30 protein-coding genes and 6 pseudogenes are annotated in these 25,113 nt (G+C 33.3%); 32 read left to right on the plus strand and 4 right to left on the minus strand.

Annotation, left to right across the window (positions count from 1 at the left end; translation table 11 throughout):
* Positions 1–394: 394 nt before the first annotated feature.
* The 14 genes and pseudogenes from AC22L0_RS26500 to AC22L0_RS26565 all read left to right on the plus strand — a co-directional run bounded on the left by AC22L0_RS26500 (position 395) and on the right by AC22L0_RS26565 (position 6,012).
* The gene (locus AC22L0_RS26500) at positions 395–736 is read left to right on the plus strand and encodes a DUF4257 domain-containing protein (RefSeq protein ID WP_025118342.1); all 342 of its coding nucleotides are present in this window, start codon (positions 395–397) and stop codon (positions 734–736) included.
* A 93-nt stretch (positions 737–829) separates the two neighbouring features.
* On the plus strand, positions 830–1,024 hold the full coding sequence (locus AC22L0_RS26505) for a hypothetical protein (RefSeq protein ID WP_087967526.1): 195 nt from the start codon (positions 830–832) through the stop codon (positions 1,022–1,024).
* A gap of 953 nt (positions 1,025–1,977) precedes the next feature.
* Positions 1,978–2,178 carry a hypothetical protein gene (locus tag AC22L0_RS26510; RefSeq protein ID WP_000572102.1) on the plus strand — a complete coding sequence of 67 codons (201 nt, stop codon included), beginning with the start codon at positions 1,978–1,980 and terminating at the stop codon, positions 2,176–2,178.
* 1 nt (position 2,179) lies between these two features.
* Positions 2,180–2,356 (plus strand): hypothetical protein, encoded by a 177-nt coding sequence (locus tag AC22L0_RS26515; protein WP_000524193.1) that lies wholly within the window; start codon positions 2,180–2,182, stop codon positions 2,354–2,356.
* A gap of 51 nt (positions 2,357–2,407) precedes the next feature.
* Positions 2,408–2,954, plus strand: a pseudogene (locus tag AC22L0_RS26520) (Sak single strand annealing protein).
* On the plus strand, positions 2,954–3,175 hold the full coding sequence (locus AC22L0_RS26525; protein WP_000472844.1) for a hypothetical protein: 222 nt from the start codon (positions 2,954–2,956) through the stop codon (positions 3,173–3,175). The pseudogene AC22L0_RS26520 and the gene AC22L0_RS26525 overlap by 1 nt, the downstream one beginning before the upstream one ends.
* Before the next feature lie 280 nt (positions 3,176–3,455).
* Positions 3,456–3,644: pseudogene (locus AC22L0_RS26530) on the plus strand (hypothetical protein); the annotation flags it as partial.
* Positions 3,617–3,880 (plus strand): hypothetical protein, encoded by a 264-nt coding sequence (locus AC22L0_RS26535; protein ID WP_000332348.1) that lies wholly within the window; start codon positions 3,617–3,619, stop codon positions 3,878–3,880. The pseudogene AC22L0_RS26530 and the gene AC22L0_RS26535, both read left to right, overlap by 28 nt.
* Entirely contained in the window at positions 3,795–4,082 is a 288-nt protein-coding gene (locus tag AC22L0_RS26540) for a hypothetical protein (protein WP_031313036.1), read from the plus strand. The genes AC22L0_RS26535 and AC22L0_RS26540 overlap by 86 nt, the downstream gene beginning before the upstream one ends.
* Complete coding sequence (locus AC22L0_RS26545; protein ID WP_087967524.1) at positions 4,079–4,342, plus strand: hypothetical protein; 264 nt, start codon at positions 4,079–4,081, stop codon at positions 4,340–4,342. The genes AC22L0_RS26540 and AC22L0_RS26545 overlap by 4 nt, the downstream gene beginning before the upstream one ends.
* Before the next feature lie 13 nt (positions 4,343–4,355).
* Positions 4,356–4,769, plus strand: a complete 414-nt coding sequence (locus AC22L0_RS26550; protein WP_000973344.1) for a hypothetical protein — start codon at positions 4,356–4,358, stop codon at positions 4,767–4,769.
* Positions 4,770–4,777: 8 nt separating this feature from the next.
* The gene (locus tag AC22L0_RS26555) at positions 4,778–4,912 is read left to right on the plus strand and encodes a Fur-regulated basic protein FbpA (protein WP_000375383.1); all 135 of its coding nucleotides are present in this window, start codon (positions 4,778–4,780) and stop codon (positions 4,910–4,912) included.
* 490 nt (positions 4,913–5,402) lie between these two features.
* Positions 5,403–5,691, plus strand: a pseudogene (locus AC22L0_RS26560) (dUTP diphosphatase); the annotation flags it as partial.
* Positions 5,692–5,850: 159 nt separating this feature from the next.
* Positions 5,851–6,012 (plus strand): hypothetical protein, encoded by a 162-nt coding sequence (locus tag AC22L0_RS26565; RefSeq protein ID WP_017658163.1) that lies wholly within the window; start codon positions 5,851–5,853, stop codon positions 6,010–6,012.
* Positions 6,013–7,524: 1,512 nt separating this feature from the next.
* Here the strand turns inward: AC22L0_RS26565 and AC22L0_RS26570 are convergent.
* Complete coding sequence (locus tag AC22L0_RS26570; RefSeq protein ID WP_087967520.1) at positions 7,525–7,713, minus strand: hypothetical protein; 189 nt, start codon at positions 7,711–7,713, stop codon at positions 7,525–7,527.
* 390 nt (positions 7,714–8,103) lie between these two features.
* Entirely contained in the window at positions 8,104–8,325 is a 222-nt protein-coding gene (locus tag AC22L0_RS26575; RefSeq protein ID WP_170925800.1) for a hypothetical protein, read from the minus strand.
* A gap of 539 nt (positions 8,326–8,864) precedes the next feature.
* Between AC22L0_RS26575 and AC22L0_RS26580 the strand changes: the two genes are divergently transcribed.
* The 3 genes from AC22L0_RS26580 to tnpB all read left to right on the plus strand — a co-directional run bounded on the left by AC22L0_RS26580 (position 8,865) and on the right by tnpB (position 10,855).
* Positions 8,865–9,056 (plus strand): hypothetical protein, encoded by a 192-nt coding sequence (locus AC22L0_RS26580; RefSeq protein ID WP_001250605.1) that lies wholly within the window; start codon positions 8,865–8,867, stop codon positions 9,054–9,056.
* Between the two features lie 218 nt (positions 9,057–9,274).
* A complete protein-coding gene (locus tag AC22L0_RS26585) occupies positions 9,275–9,481 on the plus strand; it encodes a hypothetical protein (protein ID WP_002094308.1) in 207 nt (68 codons plus the stop codon).
* Between the two features lie 252 nt (positions 9,482–9,733).
* Positions 9,734–10,855 (plus strand): IS200/IS605 family element RNA-guided endonuclease TnpB, encoded by a 1,122-nt coding sequence (gene tnpB / locus AC22L0_RS26590; protein WP_078386048.1) that lies wholly within the window; start codon positions 9,734–9,736, stop codon positions 10,853–10,855.
* Positions 10,856–10,900: 45 nt separating this feature from the next.
* Here the strand turns inward: tnpB and AC22L0_RS26595 are convergent, their stop codons facing one another.
* On the minus strand, positions 10,901–11,236 hold the full coding sequence (locus tag AC22L0_RS26595) for a DUF1093 domain-containing protein (protein ID WP_071715081.1): 336 nt from the start codon (positions 11,234–11,236) through the stop codon (positions 10,901–10,903).
* 548 nt (positions 11,237–11,784) lie between these two features.
* Positions 11,785–12,075 (minus strand): hypothetical protein, encoded by a 291-nt coding sequence (locus AC22L0_RS26600; protein ID WP_000758756.1) that lies wholly within the window; start codon positions 12,073–12,075, stop codon positions 11,785–11,787.
* Positions 12,076–12,237: 162 nt separating this feature from the next.
* Between AC22L0_RS26600 and AC22L0_RS26605 the strand changes: the two are divergent.
* The 15 genes and pseudogenes from AC22L0_RS26605 to AC22L0_RS26675 all read left to right on the plus strand — a co-directional run bounded on the left by AC22L0_RS26605 (position 12,238) and on the right by AC22L0_RS26675 (position 25,097).
* Positions 12,238–12,660 (plus strand): annotated as a pseudogene (locus AC22L0_RS26605) (Holliday junction resolvase RecU).
* Between the two features lie 284 nt (positions 12,661–12,944).
* On the plus strand, positions 12,945–13,112 hold the full coding sequence (locus tag AC22L0_RS26610) for a hypothetical protein (RefSeq protein WP_001293569.1): 168 nt from the start codon (positions 12,945–12,947) through the stop codon (positions 13,110–13,112).
* Between the two features lie 508 nt (positions 13,113–13,620).
* Positions 13,621–14,066: pseudogene (locus AC22L0_RS26615) on the plus strand (hypothetical protein); the annotation flags it as partial.
* Positions 14,067–14,241: 175 nt separating this feature from the next.
* Positions 14,242–14,673 (plus strand): hypothetical protein, encoded by a 432-nt coding sequence (locus AC22L0_RS26620; protein WP_000914195.1) that lies wholly within the window; start codon positions 14,242–14,244, stop codon positions 14,671–14,673.
* A gap of 178 nt (positions 14,674–14,851) precedes the next feature.
* Positions 14,852–15,115 carry a DUF3937 family protein gene (locus AC22L0_RS26625; protein WP_025118347.1) on the plus strand — a complete coding sequence of 88 codons (264 nt, stop codon included), beginning with the start codon at positions 14,852–14,854 and terminating at the stop codon, positions 15,113–15,115.
* A 170-nt stretch (positions 15,116–15,285) separates the two neighbouring features.
* Positions 15,286–15,636, plus strand: a complete 351-nt coding sequence (locus AC22L0_RS26630; RefSeq protein WP_487272532.1) for a hypothetical protein — start codon at positions 15,286–15,288, stop codon at positions 15,634–15,636.
* A gap of 192 nt (positions 15,637–15,828) precedes the next feature.
* On the plus strand, positions 15,829–16,263 hold the full coding sequence (locus tag AC22L0_RS26635; RefSeq protein WP_000434467.1) for a hypothetical protein: 435 nt from the start codon (positions 15,829–15,831) through the stop codon (positions 16,261–16,263).
* Between the two features lie 638 nt (positions 16,264–16,901).
* Complete coding sequence (locus tag AC22L0_RS26640) at positions 16,902–17,501, plus strand: hypothetical protein (RefSeq protein ID WP_087967516.1); 600 nt, start codon at positions 16,902–16,904, stop codon at positions 17,499–17,501.
* Between the two features lie 63 nt (positions 17,502–17,564).
* Positions 17,565–17,944: pseudogene (locus AC22L0_RS26645) on the plus strand (hypothetical protein).
* A 242-nt stretch (positions 17,945–18,186) separates the two neighbouring features.
* Positions 18,187–18,348 carry a Spo0E family sporulation regulatory protein-aspartic acid phosphatase gene (locus tag AC22L0_RS26650; protein ID WP_487272533.1) on the plus strand — a complete coding sequence of 54 codons (162 nt, stop codon included), beginning with the start codon at positions 18,187–18,189 and terminating at the stop codon, positions 18,346–18,348.
* A gap of 116 nt (positions 18,349–18,464) precedes the next feature.
* Positions 18,465–18,773, plus strand: a complete 309-nt coding sequence (locus AC22L0_RS26655) for a hypothetical protein (protein ID WP_249268339.1) — start codon at positions 18,465–18,467, stop codon at positions 18,771–18,773.
* A 70-nt stretch (positions 18,774–18,843) separates the two neighbouring features.
* Positions 18,844–19,590, plus strand: coding sequence for a DUF4362 domain-containing protein (locus AC22L0_RS26660; protein ID WP_139849754.1), 747 nt, complete (start codon positions 18,844–18,846; stop codon positions 19,588–19,590).
* 753 nt (positions 19,591–20,343) lie between these two features.
* Complete coding sequence (locus AC22L0_RS26665) at positions 20,344–21,102, plus strand: DUF975 family protein (protein WP_087967591.1); 759 nt, start codon at positions 20,344–20,346, stop codon at positions 21,100–21,102.
* 650 nt (positions 21,103–21,752) lie between these two features.
* A complete protein-coding gene (locus tag AC22L0_RS26670; RefSeq protein ID WP_139848431.1) occupies positions 21,753–22,919 on the plus strand; it encodes a serine hydrolase domain-containing protein in 1,167 nt (388 codons plus the stop codon).
* Between the two features lie 93 nt (positions 22,920–23,012).
* Complete coding sequence (locus tag AC22L0_RS26675; RefSeq protein WP_087967509.1) at positions 23,013–25,097, plus strand: serine hydrolase domain-containing protein; 2,085 nt, start codon at positions 23,013–23,015, stop codon at positions 25,095–25,097.
* Positions 25,098–25,113: the final 16 nt, after the last annotated feature.

The raw sequence follows: 25,113 nt of genomic DNA on the forward strand, positions 1-25,113 counted from the left end.
AGCATAATTGATGGCAGATTGAAAAAATAAATAATAATCAGGCTTTCGAATTATTAGTGTAAAGGTATCAAAGAATCTGATTTGTTAACTTGAGAAAGTTAAATAACAGAATAAATTCTCTGAATTTAAAGATAAAACAAACTTCATTGTGATATAATTTAGTTGCATTTTTTTATTTTTCTTTTTTATATCACTAACTACTTATAGCCTTTCGGGTTAATGAAATTACACAAAAAGGAACTTTATGTTACTTTATTTCATTGTGTAAACAATTCATTTTCCTGGAAGGTTATTTGTTTTTGCCTGAAAGGGGTGATGCTATGTCATAGGAACTAATTATTAAATAGAAACTGCTGCTGCAATGTCAAAAGTTTTTCGAAAAGGGGTGCATATTATGTTGGTTACAGTAATTGTGTCAGTTGTGGCTGGTATGGTCTCAGGATTGGCTAGTCATTACATCACAAACAAAAAGTTTTTGTTGCCTCGTAAGAGCAAGCTTGCATTTCACCCGGGTTTCTTGGGAGAGATGTTTGTAGGCAGTATTGCTTCACTCGTTGGTGTTGCAATGTTTAACCCTGAAACAATGATGGATATTCTTAAGGTGAGTATTCTTGCTGGGATTTCAGGGCAAGCTTTCCTGCTGCACAATCGTTTGGCGACGGAACAAGTAAAAACTGACGAGCTTCAGTCTATTTCAAAGAAATTGACCGAACTCGAAAAAAAGAATAAGGAATAAAAGAGGAGTAATCTGTTATAAATAGAAATAGAGAGATGAGGAGATTTGGTTATGTAACGGCCAAATACAAAGAGTTAAGTTGAGGTGAGCCCCATGTCTCGAAAGGAAGTTTTTGATTATCTAGATGATCAAGAAAAGGAAGATTTAGCAGAATGGACAGAAGAGCTTAAGAATGCTCAATCTATGAAAGCAGTTAAACTTTATTCAAGTAAGATAAAGGAACTGCTAGGAAAGATTGAACAACGAATGATTAATTCAGGAGAGGAAGCAGCGACAGTTAGCTTCTAATTGAATAGCAAGAAATAGAAAAGCTGATGGAGGTTTTATCCATCAGCTTTTCTTTATTATAAAAAAATTTCTAAGAAAACAGAGAAGATGGTTGATTTGCTTTGTTATTAAAAAAATTATGAGGAGTGTTTACAATGAGTATAGATTTATTCATGAAATACTAACGAAACGCGGAATTATTCCAGAAATCGATAGGGCAGCGATGTAAATGATGGAGGAAAGCACATTATCACTGGTAATAGTATCGTCAGTAATATGTTTATTGGAATACCTGGTACACCGAATAAATAGATGTCTGGGACAAAAAATGGGATGGTAACAAGATGATGAATATGAACAAAAGAAAGTCTTGTGGATCATAAGGGATTTAAGAACTAGAGTTGTGCATAACAGCACTGATAAGGTTGAGGTATATCACTCTAGCTAATGATAAAAGCCCTACAGGGGATGTAGGGCAAGACTAAGGGTATTGAAGAATTGTCGATTCTAAAAGTAAAGGACTTCTTGGAATGTTATAAGTTTAACATAAAATCTATTAAAACATTATATAAAGATGTTACGAAATTATGAATATAAAAAAACAAAGATAAAAATTATGAAAAAAGTTGATAATCCATAGGAGCCAAAAGGGATTATGTTTGTAATAGCGTTTTTACAGAGTGAATAAGACAAGCTCTTGCTTTTCGTAATATTCGGTAATCTAATAGGGGCCCCACCTAATAGACTTGTTCCAAAGTATTACGATGCCTGAAAGCATCAAAAAAGCCCGTACAGAAGCACAGGCCAGTTGTTACACATATCGGTAACTAAATTTTAACAGATTGTTAGGTAGTTATCTATTAAAAATGAAAAAATGCTCGATGGCAACGAGCGTTGTAGAGAAAATATTCCCTAAAATTAGCTACATATATTATAACATACGTTTTCTCTCAGTAAATAAGGAGGAATGAAATATGATTGAAAATCCAATTACTTACGGTAATTATCATGACTCATCAGCAAGAGACTTTATTGAAGAATGTGAAGGTTGCAATGGAGAAATATACTTCGGTGAAAGTTACTTAGATTTTGGTGGTGATTATTTACACGCAGAAACAGAGTGCATTACGCAATATGTAATGTCTCATTCTACAGAGAAAGTGGCAGGTGAATAAGGTGGGACTACAAACCAAAATTGAAGCTGAAATTCAAATTTTAATGAATTTGGTTGAACGATATAAGCAAAGCAAAGAGCCTAACGCTGCATCAATGGTTGTAGCTTACGAATATGGATTACAAGCACTTATGCAAGTGTATGAAGCTAGTAAACAAACGGAAATAGCACCATTTTAAAAAGGGGAAATTCATATGACAACTGAAAATTACTTTTCTAAATTAACTTAAATAGATTGCACGGAACATGTTGAAAAGAAAGGGCGTTTTAACTACTTATCATGGGCAGTTAAAAAGTAGATCTAACAGCAATATGGGAAGTAAAACGATTTAATGGAGGGCCTTACCTCAAAACAGATTGTGGTTACTTTGTAGGGGGGGAATTAACTGTACAAGAAAATCACTAAGTCAAAGTCATCCACTACTAAACAATCAAAACAAGCCGATTGCAGAGCGTAACAGCTTTGACATTAACACGAGTATCCAGCGGTGCTTAGTAAAAGCAATTGCAATTCACGGATTAGGTTTATAAATCTATGCGAGTGAAGATTTACTAGAAATCCAAGAGGAAATAATTAATGCTCAACAAGTTAGTGCAATTAAATTAAACATAAAAAAATTAGCTACTCGTCGAAAAGTAGATGAAGACATGATTAAAGGACAATTAAGTATTAAAGAAATTGTCGAATTGACATTAAAACAAGCAGAAGAAGTACTTAAGAAATCAACAAAGTGGGTTAAAGGCAACATAGCGGTATGCGAAAGGGCGAATGCGTGATGTTTAAGATACCTGTAAGGCGTGGGTCTATGAAGGAGATGTTAATAGCAGTTCGTGATTTAGAAAAACGAGGTTATGACTATGTAACGCCAATTAAACGAATATATAGGGCAGAAAGAACCTTTTATCATGAAGGTAAGTTCAGAGGGAGAGAAAAGGTTCGGTTTACTGGCATGGAGGACAATGTGAGTTATGAGTGTTGGATGAAGAAAGTGAACTAAATGAGCAAATTACTTATACATTAACAACCATTAATCGTTTTATTAGGATTAATAAAACAGTTGTATTAAATGAAGCGATATTTTACAACAAGTTCATTATTGGTAAATAAATTAAAGAATTTCAATGAAGGCTATAACAGTTACGATGAATGGCTTAAGCAATTTCCTTTATGGTCTTCTGCTACATTACGAAGGATAATAAACAAACTTGAGAAGCAAGGGTTACTTATAAAAAGGAATTACAACAAGTTAAAAATAGATCAAACAAAATAGTAAGGTTCAATCTACTATATTTACAACAAACCTTACAGGAGTGTGTTTAGAGGGTGCTTATGATGAACGGATTGTATCGCGGATTCTCAATAACTTCAGAACGATTACTTTCAAAGAAACAAAGTATTACAGAAGAAAGACATTATCATTTTTAAAGGGGGAATTAAAATGTGTGCATGTAACGGAACGGGAATAATTAAGAACGATATGGGTAATGGCTGCTATCAATTTGTACCTTGTATTTGCGAAGCAGGGAATCGCAGTCCTGAAGAAGTGGATAGAAGACGTCATGCTGTTATGGCGGAGCTAAGGGAAATTCATCAATTACAACTGGAGGGGAAATGGGATGCCACGACTTGGAACGGATTTGGAAAAGGAGAATTACATAATGGCGTTGCAACAGGAAAGGTACATGAAGAAATCGCGTCGTAACTTATATATCGCTTTAGAAGAATTAGACTTAGTGTTTGATGAAAGTGAAGTGATTCAATTAAGAAAAATGTGGGATGAGGATAAAGGTATTCTCGAAATAGCAAAAGAGCTAGGAAGGCATCAACTAGAAATCGCCGCATTAATCATGGATCAGGCAGATAAGAACAAAATCAAATCGCGCCCAATGGGGTTAGGAGCATGAAACAACTAACACTAGAGGATGTAGTCGGAAGTTTTGATTATACTGCAACAAGTACAGCGGATAAGTTTTTGAAACGTAATAGCATTATGACGTATTCAGTAGAGTTTTACGATAAAGACGAGAAATGGAAGCTCCGTTGGTTTGACGCGAAGTCCAAGGGCGCAGCTATAGAAATGGCTAAAAAGAAATACGGGAACATACAAATTATTACCACCCATATTTCAGATAGAACTTTAGAGGAAATTATGAATTTGGATTAGGAGGCATAGCGCCATGATGATAAATAGATGGCTAGAAAAGGAAGATTATCAAGCAGCCGAGAAGAACGGCATTGGCTATAACATGTTATATCGTAGGGTGTATCAAATGGGATGGGATGTTGGTAAGGCAATTAATACACCGCCTCGGAAATATCAATTTAGGGAACAAAAGTGGCTAAGAATAGCATTAGAAAATGGGGTTAAAAAGAAAACATTTTTAACTCGTGTTTATAAAGGGATGTCACCAGAGGAAGCAGCAAAAAAGCCTGTAAAGAAATTAAGAGCAACAATGGAAGATATGGTCAATTTAGCTGAAGAGAACGGTATTTCATATAGCACATTTAGTAAAAGAGTATTAAAAGGAGGATGGAGTCCACAAAGGGCAGCAACTACACCTATAAGGAGACCTAAGAAGAAAAGTAGCTAGGAGGCAACATGGACAGGAAACAAATCTATATCGATGTTTTACTACAAAAAGGAATTTATAAAGAGGAAAAGACTGGTCGACAACTTTATGAGATGACTGAACAAGAGTTGTGGAATCTAATTAAAGGAGTGTATCAAGAATGATGGAAATACAACATGATGTTTACGAAGTGACTCAATTATTAATCAAAGCAAAGGGAGGTAATTGACACTCCCACGGCTAAAGCCACAAGCTGACTAATGTCAGTGGGATTCTTACTACCAAAGGCGAAGTCTATTTCTAGTATCGCTGACGTGCAAGATTGCGGTGTGCCATCAACAAGCAGATACGGCACTCATATTCTCTATTACCAAACGAGTCAGATTGTGAGTTCTCAAATGTGTTTTAGCGTCTTGTGCTTGACGACTCAATACATTTTACGGAGTAGAAGAATTTGTTACTTCAACATCCTATGTATTCTGTTTTCAGAGAACAAGATTGTTTTAGAGACTTTTATTTGCCTATTATGAAAATGATACCAATTCAAATTCTTGATGTAGAGAACGTACCTTCGGTGTTTTATTTGTACATCGCATTTGACCTCACTCTCATCCCATTCCTAAAGTGGGTGCTATCGCACCGTAGTGGGGTTTCCTGTTCGGAAAATCTATAAAAGATGTGGAGTTACCAAGATATGCAAAGTCTGGTGGTGCTGGCTTTGATTTTGTAGCAGCAGAGGACACGATTATATGGCCGGGCCATACAAAGGTTGTACAAATGGGATTAGCTTTGGAGATTCCACCAGGATATGAATTGCAGCTAAGCCCGCGTAGTGGTAAGACGCGTAATTCTTGGAACTGAGGATAGTGTACTTGTTGATTACATTGAATTCCCTAAAGAGCCTAGCATGCAAGCTAATGTAATTGAAAGAGGGAATCTGGTCTTCGAATCATCGGAGGGTGAAATAAAAAAGGCTAGGATTTGCTCCTAGCAAAGAATTATGTCGTACAGAAAGGTAAAAACCTAATGTTTGCAATTTCATTATATAACGTTTCTGGGGTGGAAGGCTTAAATCATAGCAATCTTTACGTAACTTTTACATGTGATTGAAGTATTTGATAACACAGACATGGATTTATTAGAAATTGAAATTATTAAAGGGATTTCTGCATATGGAAATCCTAAATGTAGTGTATGCGGTAAAGAAATCTTAATGGTGCCGAGTTACGTAGCTATTGATTTAGATGAAGATACTACCTACTAGGAATAGAGCTCCTAGCAAAATTAAAGAATCAACTAAAATTAAGAACTGGTTTTTCTGTGGTTTTCGAAATTCCCTTATTAAGCTAAAAACGACACTCATTCCGAAACAAATATATAACAAAATCATTATTGTTCCTGACATACTTAACACTCCTAATATATTGATAGTTTAATTATATATCGAAAAGTACGTGTGTGTAAATTTTTAACAAAAAACTTATTGGAATAAAAAAATGGCTCTTACTATTACGTAAGAACCCCATAACCGAAGAAAAAAAGTCGTATGTGAAACCATGCAGGAATCACAATAATATTTTAACATTTAAATATATAGTTGTCTATACATCGAATTGAAAAAATATTTATTTAAACGAAGGAGCCCTAGATTTAGGGATCTAGAGCTTCTTGTGTAGGTATAATTCACACAATTTATGAAAAGAAAAGAACATACTGAAGATAACATATAAATGTTTCATAAATGTATCAAAAAAGTGAAAAAATAGTTATTAGAATAGAAAATGACAGCTAGAATATTAAGATTGTATCAGCTGTCACTAAAATAAAAATTTATTTTTATTAGTAGGTTTTTAGTTGATATTTTTACTTCTTGTAGAAGAAATTGTACCAAATATTACTCCTGACATTGCTCCGATTAAAGTCATAAAAATTGCACTCCATGCTGCAAATGACATAACTACACCTCCTAAAAATAACTTATTGTAACTATTTAAAGCTATTGTTTCTTAGTCTTTTTAATAGAAATGATGATTGCAACAACTGTTAAGAAAATAAGAGGAGACCACGAAAAGAAAGACATTTAGTATCCTCCTTTCGATATTAATTTTAAATATTGTATAAACCGATTATTACATGTTTATAAATTTAATGTGTAGAATATGTAATATTGCATATTGGATTGTAGGACGTGGGGAGATGAAGACGATAGTTGAACCAAAACACCATTTTAATAGAGAACATTTAACAGGACCCGATTAGGGGGACGGGTCCTGTTAATGGAATGATAGATTTTTATGGTATTACCAATATGTTGCCATAAAAGGTAATTTAATTCCATCAGTTGTGTGTTGAGAAAGCTTTTTATAAATGCTTTATTTTACATAACAAGGTAGCTAGCTAAAGTAGCTAATTGCTCGGTTGTACAATTTTAGAAGTTTCACTGGATACAGATATATGTTGTACAAAAGTTACAACTATATCATAAACAAATATTAAAATATTATATATGAAAGAAAAATAAATAAAAATTTCATTTTGTTTATTTTAAAACCAAAAAAGAGCACTTTATTAAGTGCTCTCGTGACGAGATCCATTTTGTGAAGACTACTTTATTTTATAAAGAAAGGAACACAGAATATTATATGCGTTTCTTGTTAATTGAGTGTATTTTTACAGACAAAGAGCAGCCAGCAAAAGCTAACTGCTCGGTTCTCCAAGGGGGAACAAGGAGAAAATCTAATGTCATATAAAGTATTGACAGAATATTGAGTTTTATTCACGAGAGATTATATTCCGAAATTTGGATTATAATAGTCGATATTCTCCATATTGACCAGAAAAGAACTAAAAGTTCTAGTGAAATTCCAAGGGTTCTTTTCTTAGCTTTTTGAGATTCTTTTATCAAATAGCCAACAGCACTAATTGCTATAAGAATAAAAAGAATAAGTTCTAGTGTAACTGGCATTTTATCTGCTCCTAAACAAATTATTTCGCATATAACAATTATAAGATATTTATTAGTTATTAGTAGTAAACATTTGAAAAAAATAATCCTTTTGTCATAAACAAAAAGGCAGTTGTTTCCGCAACCACCTTTCAGTAAAATAAAGCACTTTTTCAGGAATAAAATATGGATGATTCTTGAAAAGGTTATAGGGTTTAATCCCATTTTTATAATTCAAGTGACGAATTTAATTTTAAGAGAGGCATGACTACATTATATGATAGCTTGTCAATAATGGTCACGAGTAAAAGAGCAGTTAGCAAAAGTTAACTGCTCTATACAAGGAGATACAAAGAAAATTACTTCAAATGAGATTTGACATACAGCCTACATATAGTATTGACGGAAAAATCATTTTAAATTCAAGTTACTTAAAGTAAACATTCCTACAGATACAATGGCTGCACCTACTGAAGAACCTAGCCAATCTCTCCAACTTAATGTATTTAAAGGTGTATCTGTTAGATCTATAATTAAGAAGATAGTAAACATTAATACACCAAATGCTAAGCATCCCCAAGAAGTTTGTAAGGATTTAATTATCTTCTTCCGAAATTTGTTTATATAAATCATCCTTACTAATATTTTGTATTTTTATAAATAAATTATTGCATGTATGGAAATTGAAAGTAAAGAGTATACAATATTACATATTGAAACTTAACGAACTAATTATTTTTATAGACAGTGAGGAATAACAATACGATTTAACAGCAGAAGAGATTACTGGAAAATTAAGCGCATAAGTAATCAAAAGCATCCATAACGGGTGCTTTTTTCTTTGTTATATAGAAATTACACATTAAGCATACATGTATACGCATTGTTACGATACGCTAAGGAATAGTAATAAAAATATGAGACCAATAAAACCGTATAAAAACCAAAAGAATCCTAAGAAGGGAAATATTTTATGGAAATTAAGCATGGTAAACCTCCTTGGGGATATAAAGTATTATAATATATCGTTGGCCTATATAGAAGGAAAAACATAAATTGGTACATATTAAAAGAGGGGTAGAATAAAATGGACATTTGGATTAAAGGATTCTATATAAATAGGTAGAATCTAATTATTTAGTTCACATTTTAATCCAAGGGGTACAAATTCGATGCGACGTGAAAAGGATTTGTTGAAACAATGGAAGGCAGATTTGCAAGTTATTCAAAAAGAGAAGAGACTGAAGAAGAAGGCTAAGAAAAAGAATAAGAAATATAGCATTCCGGGTAATACAGCTGACTTCATGGATGGCAAGAATACTTATCGTAAAGAGAATGGGGTATGGAAACAAAGGAATAAATAAAGTGAGGATAAATAAGTTTGATTAAGTTTATAGCAATTATCGTAGGCGCTGCCGTAATCTGGGTGGCGTCTTGTTTGTTGTTAAGGAAAGATAAGGGGGCAGATAGACTTGCAAATTGAAATATTATTAGTCTGAAACATAGACTAGTAAACAAACCATTTCTAACTTTTAATCATAGAATATGATGAATTCAATTTTTAGAGGAGGGAATCATATCTATGGGATGGAATAATAATTTTGGACATTCTCGAGATTGTAATAGATTTTGGGATGATTTAGTATTTTGCGGATGCGGTCGTAGACGCAGAAGAAACGATTTTAACAACTGTCATTGTAGACGTGACTGCGATTGTGATGAGTGTCGTCGTAGACGTGATCATGAACGCGATCGTAATCATGATCACGGTGACCATCGAGAGTGGTAAATTCTTTTGAAGGAGTGCATATCTTAATCGCACTCTTTTTTATTATGTTTTTATCATTTTAGCCAAGAAGACTCCTTCCTCAAGGAGCGTGAAGGGTCACAGCCGAGTGAGTAGGTGGGAGATGAATTGGCTTCGAACAAGGGATGGCAGGAAGCCATCTTAATTGTTCGACTTACAGAAAGTTTTACTCCACTACCTATCGAATGCACGTTTGGTATATAATAGTCATATACTGAAATGGAGGTGAATTAAATGATAATTAATAAAGCCTTTAAGTTTCGTATCTATCCAAATCAAGCACAAGCAATTCTAATTAACAAAACGATAGGTTGTTCTCGCTTTGTATTCAATCATTTCCTATCCCTATGGGATCACGTATACAAAGAGACTGGAAAAGGTTTAACATATGGTACATGCTCTGCCAAACTTCCTGCCATGAAGAAAGAGTTTGTTTGGCTCAAAGAAGTAGATAGTATTGCGATTCAGTCGTCTGTTCGCAACCTTGCGGATGCATATACACGATTTTTCAAAAAACAAAATAGTGCCCCGCGTTTCAAATCCAAGAAGAATAACGTACAATCTTACACCACAAAACAAACAAATGAAAACATTGCCGTTGTAGGGAACAAAATAAAGTTGCCGAAACTAGGCCTTGTTCGATTTTCCAAAAGCTGCAAAGTAAAGGGACGTATTGTAAATGCGACTGTTAGACGAAACCCTTCTGGCAGATATTTTGTGTCACTATTAGTTGAAACAGAAGTACAAGAACTTCCGAAAACACATTCTTACATTGGAATAGATGTAGGACTAAAAGATTTCGCTATTTTGTCAGATGGTAAACCTTATAAAAATCCGAAGTTTTTCCGATTATTAGAAGATAAGTTGGCGAAAGCGCAGCGTGTTCTTTCTAGAAGAATGAAAGGATCTTCTCGCTGTAATAAACAACGAGTAAAGGTAGCTAGAATTCATGAATACATATCAAATGCTAGGAAAGATTACTTGCACAAAATCTCAACTGAAATCATCAAAAACCACGATGTGATCGGTATAGAGGATTTGCAAGTATCGAATATGTTAAAGAATCATAAGTTAGCAAAAGCAATTAGTGAGGTATCATGGTCACAATTTCGAACAATGTTGGAATATAAAGCAAAATGGTATGGCAAACAAGTCATTGTCGTATCGAAAACATTTCCTTCCAGCCAATTATGTTCTTGTTGTGGATATCAAAATAAAGACGTTAAAAATCTAAACCTACGTGAATGGGACTGTCCTTCTTGTCGTACACACCATGATAGGGATATTAACGCAAGTATCAATATAAAGAATGAAGCGATAAGGCTTCTAACCGCAAGGACTGCGGGGTTAGCCTAATCAATTAGAGTTCGATAGAACTCTTTACTTAGGAATCCCTCACTTCTAAACAAAGTGAAAGTGGGGGTAGTTCAACTCTCTATGATTTATCTCAGTATTGTTGTCATATTTTTGGTTGACATAAAGGCGGATGAAGGCATTTTCTTTAAGAGGTTTATTTCCAGGTTTTACACTTCCAAATGTAACTGTTTTTTCTATCCCATCCTTATTATAAGTAGATAAAGTATAGAATCGTTGGTTCCCTTTTATCTCACCGTTGTTTGTTATCTGTACATAATATTGTTCGGTTCCCATTCTATTTATAGTAGGTGATCTTTCGCATCCAATAGCAAAACTAGAAAATAGTGCGAGTAATACAGATATAACTAATGATTTTTTCATATAACACTCTCCTTGTTTGTGTATATAGAAAATTATAGTAAGGAGTTTATAGTGGAAAAATTGATTTTAGTGACATTAATATTACAAAACTTTAAGGAGTAGCTCATTAAGGATTTTTAATAAAATAGTTATTGTATTGAACAAAAAAACATGCACAAAAATTGTACATGTACAGTAAAAAACTATGTCTTGTCTAAGTAAATATATGCTTGGCTTATACAAACTGTGAGTCGTTTTTCATTAAGGAAGATGTTAGAGAAGATTAGAATAAAAATTTTATTTTGTATTAAGTTGGAATATAAAAAGAGCACTTAGTAAAGTGCTCTCGTGACGAGTCTCATTTTATAACGACTATTTTATAAAGAAAGGAACTCAGAATATTATATGTGCGCCAGTCAATTGAGTACCTTGTACAAATAAAGAGCAGCTAGCAAAAGCTAACTGCTCAGGTAATGGAATATGGTTCGAAATGGGTTGTTTACAGTATTGACGGAATATTGAGTTTTATTCAGGGGCAGAAATAGTATATGTACAAACTGTAGGCTGAATTAAATAAAAAATAACAGAGTTGCAACGTAGCAAGATAAAACTGAAATAATAGAAAACATGGTTTTAAGTTTTCGGCGTTCTTTTTCATCCTCCGTGGCAAACAAAATATATTTTCGTATTCCAAATACGAATAGCCAAATGCCAAAGGTTAATCCGAACATTCCAACAAAGAAATGAAGATTTGGGAATGAAGTAGAGGTAGTAGCGGATAAAAGTACAGTTTTAATAGATAAATAAGAAAATGTTGTTAAAAGAGAACAATATATGATAGCAATAATCCATTTTTTCATAATAGTTACCTCCTTTTATGAAATAGTAAATTTATGTAAATGAAAATATTATATCATGAAGCACGTTTATTGTATGTAATGGAGACAACTGAACAAAATACTCCTTTTAATAGAAAGTGAGGAGTAACAACGAGACTAGGAAACCGTGGGATTGCATTTGGAATGCTTATCAATCTAGCGAATGAAAAAAATGTATCAAAGAGGGGGAGTGGTGCTTATAAGCAAGCGCCCGGCTCCTGTGAAGGTATTAAATAAAGGTGGCCGTGTACTAAATGAATTTTATGAAGCTAAAAGTACAGTAGACTATGACGGTGTGTATAAGCGAGCTATCGCATTTGAAGCGAAGTCTACAGAGAAAGATACACGTTTTGATTTGAAGAACATTGCACAGCATCAATTGGATTACCTGGAGAAAGCGGAGAAGATGGGAGCAATTTGTTTCTTCCTTATGTTGAAGAAGCAGTAGCACCAGCTATGTTTGATGGAATGATTCAATTTGATCAGGACCATAAGAAATTAGTAAATAGCATTGAAGCAGCAAAAGAGAAGATGGCTAATAAGAAACACAAATTATTAAAGGTCTAATGGATAACGGAACCATACAGAGTGGTGGGGGCTACTCGCGTTATACGTTTCGAAAAGGCACCTATTTAGGTGCTTTTTTGTTTGCATCTTTCGAGATGGACGAGCATATATTGGAATGTGTGGATGGATACCACTTTATATATCAGAGCACCTATCAATTATGGGTGTTCTTTTATTATGTGAAAATTTTATAAGTTGTGTGAGAGTTGAAAAATAGTATATTATCTTTCTCAATGTACATATTAAGAAAAGTTTTTAATATCATACATAAAAGGCGGGATAATATGAGTGAAAATAAGAAAAATGAAGAATTGAATAAGATAAAGAAGTATTATTTTAATGAGGACAATCAACCAGTAGCTGGTATAGAGTTAATTTTGCCGCCGGATATAGGAATCATGTTAGACCCTAAATCAGTTAATGATGAAAGTAGAGATATTGATAATGAATAAGTTTAATTTAAGCATCCATTCGGGTGCTTTTTTCTTTGTTGTATAGAAATTACACATTAACCCCCTTTAATACATGACTTAGGCATAGTTGGGAATGAGAATATCATATAATGACACTGAACGGTTTCCAACATGTTCCCCTATATTTTTTCAAGGGAGAGCACTTATTGGGGGAGTGCTCTCTTTCGTTTGTACATAAGGAGGCTTTTATCATATAATATCAGGTCAATATAAATACACCGTTACTCACTTAAAGAGCTCTATAAATAGGTATAGAGCTTTTTTATTGCACATAAGGAATTCCCAAACATACAATATCGAGTCAATGCCAACCAACTTATTCCTTTTCCGAGAGCTATATATATTCCGCTATAAAGCTCTTTTAGGTTGCGCCATTAGAACGGGCAAGGCATTGTCGTATATTTTATACTCAGAAGCTTAGGGCACTTTATAGTGTTCTTTTTTATTGAACAAAATGGACATTTAAAAATAAGGAGATGATCCATATGGTAACTATGGCACGAAGAAAAAGTGGAGCTTGTTCAAAAAGGATGCAAAAAATACGCACCCGTGGCGGCGCGAATGAGAATTATGATTGGCAGTGTAATTATATTCAGCAATATTATAGATATTCCTCATGTATTTGCTGATGGTTAAAATCCGGATGTGAATGAGGTATTTAAAGATGTCCAATCAAACGACGGAAAGATAAAGAATTATATAGAGGGCCAATTATACAATCGTATTGTAAATGCGTTTGAACCGGTTATATTCTTAATTAAAGTGGTGTCATACCCAATAGCATCCGTTGTAGCGTTATGTGGTAGTTTGTTCATTATGGTTGGTAGTCAGGAGCGAGGATTCAGTCTAATTTCAAGGGCAGGTATCGGTTATAAAGTGGTGCAAATGATTCCGTTATTTATGAGATTGCTAAGGCTATTTAGTCCTACTTAATGTAGGACTTTTTCATATGATAATAACCATCTATCGTTATTATCAGACAACATATCTTAACTCAACATTCGCAATAAATAGTTTTATGTTTCTAAAATTGTAATATATTTACATAAACAAAAATCAAAAGTATGATGAAGGTGCAAGCTATAAAACTATTAAAGGGGGATTTTTTATGTTAAAGAAACTAGCAATTGGAGCATTAGCGACTGGGGTCATGTTATCTGGAGCTGGCGGTGTGATGGCGGCAGAAAACACACCAACTTTAAGTAAGGAAAAGGTTGCAGACTTAAATACTTTAAGTACGGCGTATACTACTGTTAATGTCTATGGGAGCACTGTTGAGTTTGCTGTAAAAGGCTTAGAAAATCCATTCACTTCAACGTATTATCAAAAAATAGCTTGGACAAATAGCTATTCGAATCCAAATAATTATAATACATTAGCAGTAGCATATCCACAAAGCGGGAATGGTTATCAGGCATATGGATATGAATCATTAAATAATGTTAAACAAAAAATAGGCTCTGGTCAGACTGTCTATGGTTTCGCCCTAGCAAATAACGGAACCTGGTATCCGGCTGGACAAGCTATAATTAACTATTAAAATTTAAAATAAAAAGGAGTCCTAGTGGGCTCTTTTTTTACTTGTAGGAATTTCTTAACCATCATGGAATACTGTTTACAATATGCAAATATGCATATTGTATTTATTTGGGTTTTTGTATGTTAAAATTATATATAAAGATTTTTATATATAAAAAACCTTAAATCAAAAATATCCAATGGGTTTTGAGAGGTGTTATATGTTTACAAATAAGAAATTAATTCGAATTGGTCTAACAATATTTGTATTTTTATGTATAATTGATTTTTCAATCGGTTATTTTCAATCATATCTTGCATCAACAGCAGATATTAAATGGACAATGCCAGAAATGTGGGAAACTATTTTGATAGATGCTCCTCGAGGTATACTTGTTCTTTTAGGTGCAATCGCTTTGTATGATTTCACAAAACAGACATCAAAAAAAGATGCATCAATCTAATCATGTCTTTCTTCAATTAAAAATTTCATGATAGTAATCTTAAAAAAAGCCCTGATCAGGGCTTTTTTTCTTGTTACTGATAATGAGACACTATATCTGACTTACATAAATACCCTATTTGTTCAAATCAATCCTTGCTGATGGTACAATTAAAGCCATGGAGGGGAATTATGGGGATTTATTATGTAATACCACTACTTCTTATAAACGGCACTGCGTTATTCTTATTTTTCTTGTCTGTTTCACCAAAAATTAAGACTAAAAACCTATCATTGATAATGGTCTGTTTAGGGATAAATCTAATCACAAGTCCAGCGGCTTTTCTTATAGGTGGGATAGCTGATTATGCAGGTGTGGCGGCTAATTATGGGGCTTATTTTGCGGGTGAGTCGGCAACAGCGCCTCCTCTAGTGAGTCGTGTGCTTTATTTTTCGGGAGGATTTCTCTTCATTCAGGGAATACCACTCCTTATACTAATTGTGGCTTTGTGGAAGGTTGCAAGAGCAAAGAAAATAAATTAAGTATAGAAGTACATGATGAAAGGGTGGATTCCTTTTTAGAGGAGGGATCCGTTTTTTTCTTGCTATCGATTATAATGCGTTATGTTAAATAGAATTGTATAGAGCATTCATTTATTTTTCTTTTATAGATCAATTCATAATATAATATAGAAAATATTTCTTTGTTTCGTCGATTAAGGAGGGAATTTAATATTGGAACAAGAAAAGATTGATATTTTAGCTGAAACCTTATTATTGGAGGTTATAACACAAAAAGTTGAAATGATAGAGCAGCTGCCCATTATGCTAAAAGGTATTGACTATTTAAATGGTTGGGCAGAAGTCATTTCAAAAACAACAGAATGTGAAATTTTTGAATCAGATGCACCCAGTGTAATGAATTTTTTTACCGTAGGAGAAAAAGTTTTAATTGAGCTAGAGATGCCATGTCTTATATCAACATGGCAGAATAGAGAACAACTTCTGAGAATTACAACTACTGTGAAAGCAAAATGCTTAGTTTCTCATGCAGAAGTATTTGATTGGAACAATATGAATAAAATAGAATTGTTAAATCGCCAAAAAGATGTGCAATTTGTAGAGTTAAACTATATAGATACTGAATGTGATGATATTCGTGCTTATTGAATTAGACAAAACAATAAATTCTAGTTTTTGACGTATTTAGTAATTCATGTACTTTTTCTGCAGATTTAGAATTAGCTAATATCTTATCCATAGATTTTAATAAATCTGAATTCCGTATAATTAGAACAACATTTTCCATGTACTAAAAACCTCCTAAAGTGTTCTTTAAAAATTTCACGTACTATATGTTTAATATATTTTTATACACCAAATAATCAAGGGCATACTGTCTCTGAAAGGACGTAAATATCGTTTAGAATCTCACATGTAATTACATAAAATATAATCATAATATCCATATATGATTTTCTGTGTAGGGTTTTCTTTTCAAATATTTGAATTGTCTCGAAATAATAGGAACGATTTGTACATTTTTTAAAGTGTAAATCCAGTTAATTGATAGTTGATTTATTTTTATACAGCCAAATAGCTACATCAAATTGTATTAATTTTTTGATTCTTAAAAATTTCATAGTAGGAGTTTGATAATTATAATTTATAAGAAGTAAATATGAAAAAGTTAGAGAATTATCTTAGTTATTAAATAGATTCTGCCTATACTTTAAGTAGAGCCCAACTTATTAAATTTAAATAGTTTATATGTTCATATATAGAATTTTGAAGGGGGTAAATTGTAAATGATTCCAACGTCAACATATGTGGGTAAATGGGTATTAGATGACTTAACACTTGCATCAAGACCAAATCACGGGATCAAACTAAGTACATTTAAAAAGTTAGAAAAACTTTATGTAGAATACAGAGAAATGATTGAGGGAGATACTAGCTTTGAAATTACGCATTATCTGCTAGAGTTTATCAATCCACATAATCTTTTTGTAGTAAGAGATGGTTACTATATATTTGATAATAAAACAATGAAATTTATTAAAGTATCGGAGGATATTCATTTTTCAAATCAAAGCTTAGCGTATTGTAATAATGGCGTTGCAGTGGATTTAATAAACGGAAAAATGCATTTTTTAGAAGGACATTATTATAAAGTTAAGACCTCATATGTTGATTTGTTAAAAGGAGAAACTATCCCTGTAATGGTACTAAGTCATTTAGATAATAATGTTGGAGTATCAGTCCCTTTGACAATGTTTAATGAGGAAAGAACTTTTAAAATTTCAGAGAGTTATATAGTGGATCTTACCTCAAAGAATTGTAACAATGAGAGTGAATTTAATGAAAAGGGAAACGTAATAAGATTTCTAAAACCTTCTATTGTGTAGTTAAGTATATATGTTAATTAAATTCATAATGAATTTAAGAGGGTGAAGAAAATTTCTTTTGAAATGTATACAGCCTTTCGAGATAAAGTAATTATAAAAGATGGATATAAAGGATTGGTGGAATTAATAAATACAAGAAGCTGCTTTAAAGTTTCCATTTGTTAAAGAATATATAAAAGTTAATCATAGTAAAGATATTCCATTTACAAAGAAACAGATATAATGAAGCATTTGCAGAAGATGATTTTTTATATATGAGGTGGCACATAGGAACCTGGGAAGAAGAGAATGATTATTATACAAATTTAAAAGATAATGAATGGTCATTTATAGCCAATCTCAAGAACTACAGAGATCCAGAACATAACGTGGCACCTATCATATTATTTATGAATGTTGTTTTAAAGGAAGTAGCAGCACATATTATAAGGCTGGAAGTTTGATATGGTGAGGCTGATGGACCGGAAGAATACTTTTTATAAATAATGAATTTAAAAAGAGTAGCAGTAATTAAATATTGCTGCTTTTTATTTATACACTAGAAATTATTGTTGTTAGCGTTATATATATTCATTTATAATAGAATATGGAAAATTTTACACTGCAATAATAAAGATTTTAGTATATAAGAGCTGGGAGCAGCTCTTTTTATTTTGCTCAGAGGGAGTGTGAAAAAAACAAGTTTATGTTAGTAGCGAAGTTAAAGGATTTAATAGAAAATAAAAAATTAGAATTAGTAGAATTGGTAAATAAACATGGCTTTAGTCATACGAAAGTCCTCTATTTAAGTCAGGAAATTTATAACTTAATTAATAAATATATGATTATAAAAAAAGGAACCCTATAATAGTAGGGTTCAAAGGGAACAGATACATAAAATAAATAAAGAGAATAATTTTATTATATAAGAAATCTAATACTGTAATATTGAGAAAGTGTAAAACCTTAATTAAATATTTTGATTTGAAAAGTGATATGATTACGATTTTAAAATTAAGAACAGATTTAATAGAGAAAGCGTTTAAACTAACTCATATAAAAGAAGACAGCAACGCTAGTAAACAGGAAATTAATATTGCATTTAATTTATATGAAGAGTTACAAAAAATAAACGAACCTAAGAAATTTAAATTTTATCTTTATAATGAAAAGCAAGCCAGTGAATTCTCATCATCTGATTTCTCAAAAGACGCTAAAAAAATTACGCATTTATGGATATATCTTTGCTTTAACTTAATGATGATGGGATACGGAAAAGATTCGTATCGATAAATTTTTTAGGGGAAAATAGTTAATCATTGATATAATTAAATTTACAATATATTCAAAGGAGGAGCTCAATTTGAAGAAAACATTAATTGTTGGAGTAATATGCTTATCGCTCGCTTCTTTAACTGCATGTGGTAATGAAGAAGCATCTTCTGAAGCGAGTAAAAATGAGATTGTAATACACATACCTAAAGAAAAATCTAGAAATCTAGAACGATTTGAAATATTTTCTCAAAATGTAAAAGATAAGAAAAATGACGAGATACACATTAAAAATTATTTAATTGACGAGGAGGCCAAAGTACCGAGTGTAGACACTGTAACTTATCAGAATGAGAAATTTACTTTTATTCACAAGTACAAAAACGACAATAGAAAGGATATATGTAATAAGTTCGTTACTCCTCAAGAAACACATGGTCTTGCATATATGCTAAGAGATTGCACCCAGTCAGAAGATGGTATTATACTTCAATATACAGCGAAGGATGGTGAGGGATCACACTCCATAAAAAATAAACCTGTTGAATTTATTGAAGTTGAGGGTGATAAAAAATACATATTTGTTAAGGATTTAGAGATTGGAGACTTCTTGAATGCTATCAAATTCACTCACTTCGATACCCCAACAAATCCATCTAACATAAAAGAACCAAATTTTAAAATCAATGTTCATTATTTAAACGGAACTACCCAGACGTATCATTTGTGGATTGACAAAGATAGATCAAAAGCATTACTTATGGACCCAGAACAAATAAAACATGGACATGAAATTGATAAAATATTTGTAGATAACATAATAAAAGCATTAAAGTGAAAAAGACATATCTTAATACTCCTCGTTAAGTTGCATTTTTTCGATGGAAACATGAACTTAATTACTACTTAAAAAATTGACCGCTCTCACAGGTGGTTTTCTTATGCGTTTATCCCAGTCATCTCGTCTAATACATTATCCTTCGGGTACAGAAAACATATTGTCAGTCTACAACTTCTGTTCAATAGTCTAAAACATATTTTTAATCAAACAGCTTCTGCTTTTTTCTCCTTGTGTTAAAGATAAGATTGTATTCTTTAAGCTTCTCTTTTTTTGTAGATTTTTGATACGGATTTTTTTGCCCCCCTCGAAAAGAAGGAATACGGGATTCAGCCCATCAAATTAAGATTTTGAGCTTCTCCTTTAACGAAAATTTTGTGTTTTTTATCGCAAAGAAGTTCATATTTATCGTTTTTGGGGCAACCTGTTTTGTTAAGCTTGATGGGCATATAGTGCTACCCCGCGCAGAGGTTTTATACTTATTTTCAATAGATAAAACTACATAAAAATAAAAAATTAGTAAAAAAGTGAAGAATTATTTGTCTAAATATATAGAATTTTTAACAAAATTTCATAATTATGTTATATAATGATGTTAATAAACCATATTTTAGGCATTACCCCCGATTGTATAGAATAAATAATTTTTCGATGAGCTAAAGTATTTTGCTAAAAGAACTTGTAGCGGGGCCTGCTACAAGTTCTTTTATGTTTTTAGTAAAGCAAAATAAGAAAAAAGGAGGGAATACAAGTATGACAAGAAATTTTAAGAAAGCAGCACTTAATTCGTTAGATGGGAAATGGGGAGTAGGTATAGGAGTATCAGCTTTATTCTATTTTGTACCAACCTTAAGTGCATCAGCAATCGCCACTTTTATGTATTTAATATTTGCACTGTTTATCGGGATAATTGGCCCGGATGTGTTATTTATTTATTCAATTGGTGGGGAACCACAAGTAGATCCAACAGCACTTGCTGTACTTATTCTAAGTTATATTGGTTTAGGTGGGGTTTGTTTCCTAATTTATAGTGTCATACAAGGTATCTTCAATTATGGATATTCTGTTTTTACTTTACACTTAGGGAAAAAAGAAGATGCTAAGGTAGACGATGTATTTTCGGGATTTAAAAAGAAGAATGTATTTAAATCAATGAAATTGGGGCTGCTGCAAGCTATTTTTCTTTTTTTATGGAGTCTCTTATTAATTGTTCCAGGTATTATTAAATTTTTTTCTTATTCCATGTCGTATTACATATTAGTAGAGAATCCTGATTATACAGCAAGTGAAGCATTGAGAGAAAGTAAAAGAATAATGAAAGGACAAAAGCTAAAATTATTTGTTCTTTGGTTATCATTTATTGGGTGGTTTTTATTAGCTGCATTTATCGGAATGTTTACATTTAATCTATCATTTATTTTTATTTCTCCTTATTACAACACAACTGTCTCACATTTTTACTTAGATTTAATTAAAAAGCAGGATATTGGAGAAGCGAAGGTAAGTATATAAACAGGAAAAAAGTATGTTTAAGGTGAAAAATATACGTAGTTGAAAGTGGATATGCGTTTAAGCATATCCACTTTTTAATATTATATTAAAATACTTAAGCTGCTGGATATATCATGTTTATTATGATTTGAGCATGGATACCGCAAACATGTTACTGTTTGGTTGAAATAAAGTTTGATTATCAATGCTTTGAAAATCCTTAGTGAATGAGCACTAAAAAGAATCCAATTTGAAAAAGATTAATCAAAATGAAATGTTATTAAAATAAAAAATAATCAATTATAAAAGTGATTTTGAACGTAAGGAATTTGTAAGGAAGAGGTAAGAAAAAAGAGATTTTCATTGTGTATGATTAAAATGTAAAGAAGATTGAGAGGAGGAACAAATACCATACATTTATATAAAAAAACAAATTAATTAATAAGACTTGTTTGGAAGAAAAGAGACATTACAAAAGTTAACATACAACTGAAAAAAGGATAGGTTATTTTTTAGGTCAGAAAGTCGTTTGTGAAATAGTGGGTATAAGAATGATTACAAATTCAATATCACCCTTTTGTCTTTAGTCAAGATGAAAGCTGTATGATTGATTAGTTTAAAAACAGTAAAAAACCATATATACAATATGAATAGGGGAGAAAAATATTTTGATGAAAAAGCACTGTCGAATTACATGTACAGGTTTAGCCCTTTTGATAACTGGAGGTTCTCTGTTATATACAACTCCAACTTCAATTGTAAAAGCGGAGTCCACTCAAAATGTATCTAACTCGTTAGAAACAAGCACTCAAAGAGACCGTAATTCCGTCAAAGAGGCAATGCGGGGTACATTGCAACTTGGATATCCAGGGATACTTGCTAAAGTTTCTAAGAGCGGAAAAACATGGAGTTATGCTGCTGGTGTAGCTGATCTGAGTACCAAGCAACCAATGAAAACAGATTTTCGTTTCCGGATTGGCAGCGTGACAAAGACGTTCACTGCAACAGTTGTACTTCAATTAGCAGGAGAAAATCGCTTGAATTTAGACGATTCTATTGAAAAATGGCTACCCGGTGTCATTCAAGGAAATGGATATGATGATAAACAGATTACTATCAGGCAATTATTGAATCACACAAGTGGTATCGCTAATTACACAAGGTCAAAGGATTTTAATATGATGGATACAAAAAAATCCTATACTGCTGAAGAATTAGTAAAGATGGGAATATCCATGCCTCCAGATTTTGCTCCAGGAAAGAGCTGGTCGTATTCAAATACAGGATATGTATTACTAGGAATTCTTATTGAAAAAGTAACTGGGAACAGCTATGCGGAAGAGATTGAAAATCGAATTATTGAACCACTTGAATTAGCGAATACATTCTTACCTGGAAATTCAAGCGTCATTCCAGGAACCAAGCATGCCCGTGGATATATCCAATTAGACGGAGCAAGTGAGCCAAAAGATGTTACTTATTATAATCCAAGTATGGGGAGCTCGGCTGGAGATATGATTTCTACAGTTGATGATTTAAACAAATTCTTTTCTTATTTACTTGGGGGCAAATTACTGAAAGAAGAGCAACTAAAGCAAATGCTTACAACAGTCCCTACAGGAACAGTTGAACTTGGCGATTACGGGCTTGGAATTTCCAAAATAAAGCTTTCAAACGGTGTATCGATATGGGGGCATGGAGGAACCATTCCTGGTTTTTTAACTTTTGCTGGGGGAACACTTGGAGGCAAGCATACATTGGCCGTCAATTTAAACAGTATTAAAGCTGATAGTCCTGATCCTTTTAAAAATATTTTACTTGCTGAATTTAGCAAGTAGGTCAAAGGGGAGAACGGATAAGTTTTATCATATTTTCATAGTGGATCAAACAAATGATGAAAACGGTCACTTATCTAAGGAGGTAATTCCGTGATGAAAAATAAGCTAACTGGTGTGTTAGCCACTGCATTAGCGATAACTATGATTCTACCAACAGGAGCGAAAGCATTTTCTGAAAGTGAGACTACAGTTGTAACTAGTGAAGAAGTAGCTAGTCAGGAACTGAAGAAGATTGCAGCAGAGAAGGCTGAGCTACTTACAAAGTCTTATGAAGCGAATAGCGTGCAGTATGCGCTAATTGATAATGGAAAACTTATTTTGTCGGGTCAGGCTGGCAAGAATGATATGGAGGGGAAAAAGCCGCTAACCAAAGATACTCAATATGGGATTGGTTCAGTCAGTAAAATGTATGCAACAGCGGCTGTTATGAAATTGGTCGATGAAGGGAAAGTCGATTTGGATGCTCCTGTTGTCCGCTATGTTCCTGATTTTAAGATGAAAGACGGCCGATATAAACGTATTACACCGCGTATGTTATTGAATCACTCTTCTGGATTGCAAGGTTCTACGTTAGGTAATGCATTTTTATTTGAAGATAATGATACCTATGCCCATGATACCTTGTTACAACAACTGTCAAATCAAAACTTGAAGGCGGACCCTGGCGCTTTCTCGGTATACTGTAACGATGGTTTTACGCTGGCCGAAATTTTGGTGGAAAGAGTTAGTGGCATGAGTTTTACTGAATTTCTACATCAAAGTTTTACAGGGCCTTTAAAGATGAATCATACGAAAACGCCGCGGGAAAAATGGAGGGATGAGAATCGGGCTGGACTATATTTCCCAGCTTACCAAGGTCAACTTCCAATTGAATCGGTGAATGTAATTGGTACGGGAGGCATATCTTCTACGGCAGAAGATATGGTGCGATTCTCACAATTATTTATGGGACAGGGAAAAGGGATCCTCTCTGATAAGGTAGTCAAGACAATGGAGCAAGAGGAATATAAAAAAGGAATATGGCCAGGGGATGGAGATAATATTTTTAACTATGGCCTTGGCTGGGATAGTGTGAAACTATACCCATTTAGTGAATATGGGATTAAAGCTTTGGCTAAGGGCGGTGATACGGCACTGCAACATGCTATACTCGTCGTGCTACCAGAACAGAAAATAGCAGCGGCTGTACTGTCATCTGGTGGTCGGAGCTCTATAAATCAACTATTGGCAACTGAATTGCTGCTCACTAGACTTAAAGAAAAAGGTACTATTAAGGACATCAAGCCAAACAAATCCTTTGGCAAGCCGGTCAAAGTCAAAATGCCTCAAGGCGTAGCAAAGAAAGCAGGATTTTATGGCAATAGCGAAACTCATTTTAAAATTGAAATTACGAACAACGGAGAACTGTTCTTACCATCTAATCGAGAAGAAAAATATGTATATACTGCTGATGGAAGTTTTATTAATGAGGAGGGTACTTCCAAGCTCAACTTTGTAACTGAGAAGAATGGAAGAACTTATTTGAAGGAGAGTGCATATAAATCTCATTCAGGTTTAGGGCAAAGTGTGATGACCCACTATTTAGCTGAGAAACTAGAAGACAACGTGCTATCGAAGAAAACCGCTGCTGCATGGGCAAAGAGGGAAAGTGTCAAGTTCTATCTTGTAAACGAGAAATTTAGTTCTATTCAATATCTCGTTCAACCGAAACTTCTTAGTACACAAATTACTCGCAAGGAAGGCCCAGCAGGCTATTGGGATAGCAGAAAAATTACAGGTCCGAACACCGCGGTGCATCAGATCCAAATTCCCGTAATGAATGGTCGTGATACGACGGAAACGCGTTTCTATACAGAAGGCGGAAATGAATATATGGAGATGGCTGGGTTGTTATACGTAAGTGAATCTAATGTAAAACCAATTGATGTAGGCCAATCATCCAAAGTTACGTTGGATACAAATGGGCATGCGAAATGGTTTACAATTCCACAAGCGGCAACAGACAAAAGGATGACCGTAACGTTGCCATCAAATGGTTCATTTGCGGTGTATGATGAGAAGGGAGTTTGCATCAACTTTAGCATCGTGAGTGGCAATAACAAGGTGAAACTGCCGAAGAACGGAACAATCGTATTCGCTGGGGCACCGAAATCGGAATTTGCAATCTCGGTGAACTAGCTACAATTTAAGATGA

It is taken from the genome of Bacillus sp. LQ01, assembly GCF_057624735.1.